Raw genomic sequence first — 8,168 nt, forward strand, 5'->3', positions numbered from 1 at the left:
GGTTTGTACAGCAAGCAACATCCACTGACTGTTATTTTGAATACTGTATCTGTTCCGCCATCAATACCCAAGCAATCAATGAGTAGTATTTTCGGTTCCAGGACTAAGGACTATAGACTTAGGACTATAAATTAAGACTTCCCCTGCGATTCCCTGATCATTGCACCAAAATCTTGCCCTTTATCCATGGCTTTAACGGTCATTACGATTCTTTTGGTACGTGTAGGCTCGGTTTTAGCCTGATTGATCCAGTTGATGTAATAGTTTTGGTGCGATTTAGGCTGTTTTAAAAAATTCCGAATTAAATGTTCTTCTTCTGATAAGCAGATTTCGAGGTCTTCGGGCATTTCGATTTTGAAATCTTTATCTTCTTCTAAATAGAGTTCGACACTTGCTCCGGCTTCTTTTCTTAATTTTTTACGGACTTCACCTTTTAAAGCAATAATAAAATCGCCCTCTCCCATCGGGATGGTTGCCATACCGCTAATCTCCAACTGATCTATCTTTCCTTTTACTCTGAAACTCTTTTTACAATCTGGTTTGATTTCATTGGCCAGTGCTGCCGGAATAAAGACATAACTCCAGCCGGTTTTTTCGCCCATGGTTTCGAAACGCTCTATTTCTGCTTTAAAGTGGATCATGGTTAAAAATATGAAATTATATTTTAACTGCTAAATGATAAATGGTTAGGCTATTTGTATGTTCATTAGAAATGAGTCTTAGTTTTTTTTACCATATAAGGCATTTAAGGAACATATAAGCTTAAAGAACTTCTATTCCTCATATGGTAAATGGGTTTTAAATATTGATGTGAAAAAGATTCTTCGCTGTGCTCAGAATGACAATCCGTCGTCCTTAAATCGCCACCGGATACTTCGCGGCGCTAGCGTTAATACATCCCAAAAGAAAGGTCGTCATTGCGAGGAACGAAGCAATCTTACAACTATGGGTTATAGCGAGTGTATTCTATTGAAAGAATGAAAGTTGTCCTTGTTTAGGAGGATTTCCTAAAAAACAAAATTCGTAAATGACCTCATACTGTCCTTTCTCATCATTAAATTTACGAATTGCAATCTTTTTACATAAAAAATTCAAGCTAACTTCTTCGAACAGGTCTTGAGCTATTTCAATATCTTCGGGATGTAATTTTCTCCCAATAGAGATATGGGCAGCAGCTCCATTTATTGCTTTCTTATATCTCAAGCCTTGTCTAAATCTTTTAAAAAGGCTATTCAAGTAAGGTTTAGCAGTCTTGTTAGGTAAAACAACAACTGCTCCGTTTTTTTCCGAAGCAATGAACTGATCAAACATCACAAAGTTAGGTTTTTCAGCATAGCAAAAGTCTTTAGTATACGATATGTAAAAATCCAACTCATGCTTATCTGCTTCAAACAGAGCAATCGTAACATGTGCCTCTGAGTTTCTACTGCTATACCAGCCAATTTTTTCTGCGAGTGTATTTTTTAAAACACTTACTTCATTAATACTTTTTCTTTGAGGGTAAACAACTATTGAATACCTGTCTTTTTTTAATTTTAAATCCATATCAATTTATTTAATCAATCGCCACTGGGTTCATCTGGATATCCAGTTTGGCGAACTTTAAAACTTCGATGCTCTGAAAGCCGAAATCTTCTACCACTTTACCTAAAATAAGGTAACAGCCCTTTCCTTTAAAAGGATACATGGGTGTGCTATTGGGGAAATGGGTCGTATCAAAAAAATCGCCGTTGGCATCTAAAAAAGTACCGAACCACATTTTGGTGTTTTTAATGGTATGTACCGTTTTTTCGCAAACATAGCTCCCTACCATTCTTACCGTTTTACCCAAATGTGTGTGCAGATCTACCGCCATCACATCACCACGATAAGGTGTTTTTAAAAAATCGAACATTTTATAATTAAGCGGATATCCCAATAACTCTAATTCTGTGTAAGCATTTTCGAGTTCGGAATCGGCCAAGACGGGGAGCTGATAGGTTTTGTAACTCAGCTTAAAAAGCTCGGCATGATTCACTTTTTTTTGTTTAAACCCAAGGTAGTTATGCACATCCCAAAGCAGGGTTTTCCGATCTTTCCCGGTAAAACGCAAGGCGCCCAAACGGATTAAAATAATGGCCTGTTCTAATGAGATGCAGGTCCGCCTTACAAAATCTTCGAGATCTATATACAAACCATTTGCAGCACGTTCTTGTGGAATAATTTTGATGATTTTTTCTTCCAAGCCCTGAACGGCAATGAAGCCCAGATAAGCATCTTCGCCTTTTATATTTACCACATCATCGCTACAGTTAACGCAGGGTAAATGCACCCTTGCTCCTGTTTTTTGCAGTTCGTGCACGTAAACCCAGCGACTGTAAAAACCTCCATAATTATTCAGTACCGCTACCATAAATTCCATGGGGTAATACGTTTTCAAAAATAAACTCTGGTAACTTTCTACTGCAAAAGAGGCTGAATGTGCTTTTGAAAAACTATAACCGGCAAAAGAAGAAATCTGTCGCCAAACTTCGGTAATGAGTTCTTCTGAGTGCCCTTCTTCTCTGGCTGAAACAAAAAACTTATTCACCAGTTCATCAAAAGCCAGTTTAGACCGGTATTTACCGCTCATCGCTTTGCGCAGGATATCAGCATCGGCAAGATCCAGACCTGCAAAATAATGACATACTTTGATCACATCTTCCTGATAAACCATTACCCCATAGGTTTCGCTAAGCCGCTCTTTCATCACTTCGCAGAGGTATACTACTTTATCGGGTGCGTGATAGCGTTCGATATAGGATTTCATCATGCCTGAACTCGCCACGCCCGGACGGATAATGGAACTGGCTGCCACCAGGGTAAGATAATTATCGCATTTGAGTTTTTTGAGCAGTTGCCGCATAGCCGGCGATTCGATATAAAAACACCCAATGGGCTGTCCTTCTTTAAGAATACCGTTCAATTTCTGGTCTTCTTTAAAAGTTTTAAAATCGTGGATGTCGATATCCTTTCCCTTATTTTTTTTAATGAGCTGCACGGCTTCGCGGATATGCCCGATACCCCGCTGACTTAAAATATCGAATTTCTCATAACCTATAGCTTCGGCTTCGTACATATCCCATTGCACGGTTGGAAAACCTTTTGGCGGCATATCCAAGGCTGTATAATAAGTAATCGGTTCTTCGGAAATTAAAATTCCTCCGGCATGAATCGAACGCTGGTTGGGCATTCCTTTCATGTATTGGTACACGGCCAATAACTTCTGGTAAGTAACATTCAGTAAATTTTCACGTTCTTTGGTGGGATCTGTAAAACTATCTATTTCTCCTTTGGGTAAACCCAGCACTTTACCGATTTCCCTGATAATTGCACGATCTTTAAAAGTGCTCATGGTGCCTAAAAAAGCAACATGCCATTTGGGATAACGTTCAAAGATATAACGTTGTATCACCTCCCTTTCGTCCCAGGAGAAATCGATGTCAAAATCTGGCGGACTTGTCCGTTTTTCATGCAGGAAACGTTCGAAATACAAATCGAGATCAATCGGATCTACATCGGTAATGCGCAAGCAATAAGCTACAATGCTGTTGGCACCCGAGCCACGGCCAACGTGGTAAAAACCGCATTTATTCATGGCATAGCTTACAATATCGAAGGTAATGAGAAAATAGGCACAGAAGTTTTTAAGTTCGATGATCCGGAGTTCTTTCTCCAAACGCTCAGTGGCATCTGTATTATTTTCACCATAACGGTATCTAAGCCCTTCTTCGGCCAACTCCCGAAGCATTTTTTTATCTCCTTCGAAATCTCCGGTATAAAAAAACTTGTTTTTAGAAGTAGGTGTAGTGCCATCCTCAAAATAAACACTTAAATCGCAGCTGTTTATCAGTTTCTGTGTATTCTGAACAATAAAGGGATACTGTTCAAATTGCTGGGTTAGTTCTACTTCTGGAATCAGGAACTCATCCGGATCGCATTTTTGGTCATCGTTCACTTTACTTAAAAGGGTATTAAGCTCGATCGCCCTAAAATATTCGTGCAGGCGGTAGGTAATCTTATCGCTAACGGTAACAGGATGCCACACCAACAACTTTTCTTTCTGTTTTAAAAGCGGATGTTTGTACAAAAGATTGAGCTGTTTGGCACGGATGCCTACAAATTCATTTGCTTTTAGTACTGGGTTAAAAGATTTTTGAAAGGGATAAATGATATAAACATTCTCCATTTCGGGTGGAACATTGGGTAACGGAATATGGTTGATGTTGTGATGGCTTAAAAATTCATTCAGTTCACGCATTCCCTCTTTATTCTTCGCAATGCCCACATACAACAACCTGTTATCGATCCGGAATTCGATCCCCGCTACCGGTTTAATCTGATACGGAATATTGCCTTTGTGTATTTCGTCGGCTTCTTTGGCAATGCCTTGTTTATAACACTCGCGAATAAACTCTACCGCACCAGTTGAATTATTGATATCAGTAAGTACCATTTGGTGGATACCCAAACTCCGGGCAGTAGCAATTAACTGGTCAATGCGCTGCGTGCCATACTTTAGGCTATAAGAAGAATGGACATTTAAAAACATTGCTAATCATAAGATTTAGTACCTATTGTTCCTTTTTCACTCATAAAACTTCTAATTTTCGATCGTTTTCTTACTTCCTGCTGTTCATCTTCTGTTTGGTTTTCGATCAATATTTTCTTTTTACGGGGATTGTACTTGATTATTTTCCCCGTTTCATCGCGGGGTGGCTGGGTAACAATACAGGCTTTTACCACTGCTTCGGCACCATAGTGGTTACGTACTTTATCCATGGCCTGGTAAAGACTATATTCTTCTTCGGCAATATTATATAAGCCAATCTGCTCGTAACCGCTCACCAGATGCGAAAGCTTTACGCCTACCAGCCGTAACAGCATCCGTTTTGCATACACCTTTTCGAACAGGCTATGTGCTTTACTGATTAAAAAAGAATCGAGCGAGGTATACGGAATACGCTCTTGCTGGGTAACCGTTTCGAAATTGGTATAACGCACGGTTACGGTAATGCAGGCGGTTAATTTTTTCTGGTTACGCAGCTGAAAAGTTAAGCCGGTAACCATTCCGGTTATAATGGCCTTTAATTTGGCCATATCCATGGTATCGCTTTCGAAGGTAGCCTGTGTACCAATAGATTTCCTTTCACGATAAGGTACAACTGGCGAAAGATCGACCCCATTTGCTTTTTGCCATAAACTTAAACCATGCTGCCCCAGTATTTTAAACATGAGCTGTTGTGGGATCTGGGTAAGCGTAAGGATTTCACGAACACCCATTTCGCTTAATTTTTTATAGGTAGCATGGCCAATACCCGGAATTTTGTGGATCGCCAAAGGATCAAGAAAGGGCCGCAATTCGGGAAAAGTAACCTGCCGTTCGCCATCAGGCTTAGATTCGTTCGTGGCTATTTTGGCTACGGTTTTATTGATCGACAGGCCAAAGGAAATCGGTAAGCCCATTTCTTTGATAATGTTTTGTCTGAGCTCTGACGCGAATTTCATACAACCAAAAAAGCGGTCCATGCCCGTCATATCGATATAGTGCTCGTCAATACTGGCTTTTTCAAAAAGGGGAACTTTATCGGCAATAATTTCGGTAATATCATGTGATGCCTTGGAATATTCTTCCATATCGCCTTTTAAAAATATAGCCTGGGGGCACAGCAATTTTGCTGTTCTACCGGGCATTGCAGAATGTATGCCGTACTGGCGTGCTTCGTAGCTGCAAGAGGCTACCACACCCCTATCGCCGCCGCCGCCGATAATTACGGGTTTACCCAATAACTTGGGATTTTTTCTGATTTCTACCGATACAAAAAATGCATCCTGATCCATATGAATAATCTGCCTTTCTTTATCCATTCTCGTATTATAAGGATGATTGATATCGCAAAGAAGGTCTTCGACTACGCTCAGACTGACACACATTTATATTTTATGTAGCTGGTGGAGCACTAGCCATGGATTACCGAAAACAAAAATGCCCCCGATTTTCATCGGAGGCAGGTAAAAAAATAAAATATTTCGTAAATCTTAATTGTGCTTATTGTTTTACGATTTTGAATTCTGTTCTTCTGTTTAACTGGTGTTCTTCTTCGCTACATTCTACCCCGTTGCTACATTTGTTTAACAGCTGTGTTTCGCCATATCCATGAGCAGTAATGCGGTTTTTATCGATACCCCTCGAGATGATATACTCTACAGCAGACTCAGCCCTTTTTTGTGATAGGTTCAGGTTGTAAGCATCCTTGCCCCTGCTATCGGTATGCGAACCTAATTCGATCCAGATAGTCGGATTATCAGCCATGATTTTAACCAGTTTATCCAACTCTGCTGCAGCATCCGGGCGGATGTTCCATTTATCGAAATCATAATAGATATTTTCCAGCTTAATTGCTTTGTTAATTACAACAGCTTCTAAATATAGGTTTTGCGTAAGTACGCCAGAAGTTGTTAAGCCAATAGTTGCCAGCTTTTCTACATCAGATCTGTAGTTTGTTTTTTCTGCCGAAACATTGTATTCAGATTCTTTAGTTAAATTAAATCTATAACCGCCATTCTCATCAGTTTCCGTTTTTAAAACAGCACCGTTTGCTTTTGCTAAGGTTACCAATGCACCTGCAATAGGCTGATTGTTATTTTTATCCAAAATCCGTCCTTCTAATTTAAAAGCCAAGGTCATCTTCTGATCAATGGTGTAAATATCATCACTACCCAAACCACCTTCACGGTTAGAAGAAAAATAAACAACACAATCTTTTTCGCTTAAACTAAAGCCAAAATCATCTTGAGGAGAATTAAAAGGATAACCCAGATTTTCGATCTGTCCAATTTTTCCACTTTCCTTTAAAACCCGATAAACATCCAGTCCACCCATCCCAACTCTGCCATCACTAGAAAAATAGAAATTATCTTTTCCGTCTAAAACCAGACTGCGTTCATTGCCTTCGGTATTTATTTCTTTCAGGTTTATTGGTTTATCCCATGTACCGGCATCAGTTTTTAAGCAGACATAAATATCTGTACCACCTAATCCGCCGGGCATGTTCGACACAAAGTAAAGGCTATTTCCATTTGCAGTAATAAAAGGATCGCCTACCGAATAGTTGTTTACATCATTATAGGCGAATGAAACAGGCTTCCCCCAAGTACCATCGGCAGCTTTTATACTGCTAAAAATTTCTACATTAACTGTTGTTGGTTGCTTTTTTAACCGCTCTAACTCATCGGTGATGCGGGTTAAAGTGAAGTACATGGTTTTACCATCGGCAGTAAAACTTGCCGAACCTACATGGTAGCTTGTTCCGGTTTTTATAGGAAACAATTGAATACTATCGTTTGGTGAGCTTTTGAGGTACAATTTCAGGTAGCCATTGCCAGTCCAGCCATATACTTTTTTATCAGGTTCTTTTGAACCGTCGAATTTTAAAAAGGGTTTACTTTCCTGAGATACCAATAGGTTATTTGACCTATCGGAAGTGAATACAACCCCACCTTGATAGTTAACCGCCCCCCAATCAGATTGCGTACTATTTAAAGCTTTTTGATTGATCAGTTCGATTTTTTTAGGATTTTTGATCCATTTCAATGCCGAATCGCAAGAGGAAAGCCAAACAGTCTGCTGTTTTTCTGATATATTTTGTTTTTTACTGATATAATCCAAATACTGGGCTTTTGCCTCGCTATATTTTGAATTGTGCTGTAAAGCTTTGGCATAATCAAGTGTGTTTTCGATATTACTGCCCGGCATTTTAGCCACAATGGCATACCAGCTTTCTGCCTGCTTATAGTTGTAAACAAACGAATAAGCCATTGCCAAACGCTCGGCCGCATGTAAAGTTTCTTTCTTTTTATAGGCTTGTTCGTATAAATCAATTGCCTTGGTGTAATTAAACAGCTCATACTGTTTGTCAGCATCTTTTAAAACATACTGTGCATTTGCCAAAAAACTGAATGCAAATAAACAATATGCAGAAAAGCAGGTACCTATTAAAAATTTCTTCATTATGTTGTTCTGGTCATTAGGTCAAAAATATTTAATATTATCTGTTTTAAAACACCCTCGGCGTTGCCATTCTGATGTTTGATCTGATGAAGGAATAAGCGATCGAAATCTCATGCGTTCCGCTACTATAGCCCTGTAA

Annotated in this window: 5 protein-coding genes; all 5 read right to left on the reverse strand. The window is 39.3% G+C overall.

Features of this window, described 5'->3' with window-relative positions:
- Positions 1-131: 131 nt before the first annotated feature.
- The 5 genes from AC1DND_RS16415 to AC1DND_RS16435 all read right to left on the reverse strand — a co-directional run bounded on the left by AC1DND_RS16415 (position 132) and on the right by AC1DND_RS16435 (position 8,029).
- A complete protein-coding gene (locus AC1DND_RS16415; RefSeq protein ID WP_477583207.1) occupies positions 132-641 on the reverse strand; it encodes a YdeI/OmpD-associated family protein in 510 nt (169 codons plus the stop codon).
- A gap of 325 nt (positions 642-966) precedes the next feature.
- Positions 967-1,545, reverse strand: coding sequence for a hypothetical protein (locus tag AC1DND_RS16420; RefSeq protein ID WP_477583208.1), 579 nt, complete (start codon positions 1,543-1,545; stop codon positions 967-969).
- A 10-nt stretch (positions 1,546-1,555) separates the two neighbouring features.
- Entirely contained in the window at positions 1,556-4,570 is a 3,015-nt protein-coding gene (gene dnaE / locus AC1DND_RS16425; protein WP_477583210.1) for a DNA polymerase III subunit alpha, read from the reverse strand.
- Between the two features lie 2 nt (positions 4,571-4,572).
- On the reverse strand, positions 4,573-5,886 hold the full coding sequence (dinB, locus tag AC1DND_RS16430; RefSeq protein WP_477583213.1) for a DNA polymerase IV: 1,314 nt from the start codon (positions 5,884-5,886) through the stop codon (positions 4,573-4,575).
- A 181-nt stretch (positions 5,887-6,067) separates the two neighbouring features.
- Complete coding sequence (locus AC1DND_RS16435) at positions 6,068-8,029, reverse strand: OmpA family protein (RefSeq protein WP_477583215.1); 1,962 nt, start codon at positions 8,027-8,029, stop codon at positions 6,068-6,070.
- Positions 8,030-8,168: the final 139 nt, after the last annotated feature.

The sequence above is a fragment of the Pedobacter sp. 01N416 genome, from assembly GCF_056399685.1.

Excerpts from the sequence above, each read along its gene's own strand:
- AC1DND_RS16415 (WP_477583207.1), bottom strand. The coding sequence starts at position 641 with ATGATCCACTTTAAAGCAGAAATAGAGCGTTTCGAAACCATGGGCGAA.
- AC1DND_RS16420 (WP_477583208.1), bottom strand. The coding sequence starts at position 1,545 with ATGGATTTAAAATTAAAAAAAGACAGGTATTCAATAGTTGTTTACCCT.
- dnaE (WP_477583210.1), bottom strand. The coding sequence starts at position 4,570 with ATGTTTTTAAATGTCCATTCTTCTTATAGCCTAAAGTATGGCACGCAG.
- dinB (WP_477583213.1), bottom strand. The coding sequence starts at position 5,886 with ATGGATAAAGAAAGGCAGATTATTCATATGGATCAGGATGCATTTTTT.
- AC1DND_RS16435 (WP_477583215.1), bottom strand. The coding sequence starts at position 8,029 with ATGAAGAAATTTTTAATAGGTACCTGCTTTTCTGCATATTGTTTATTT.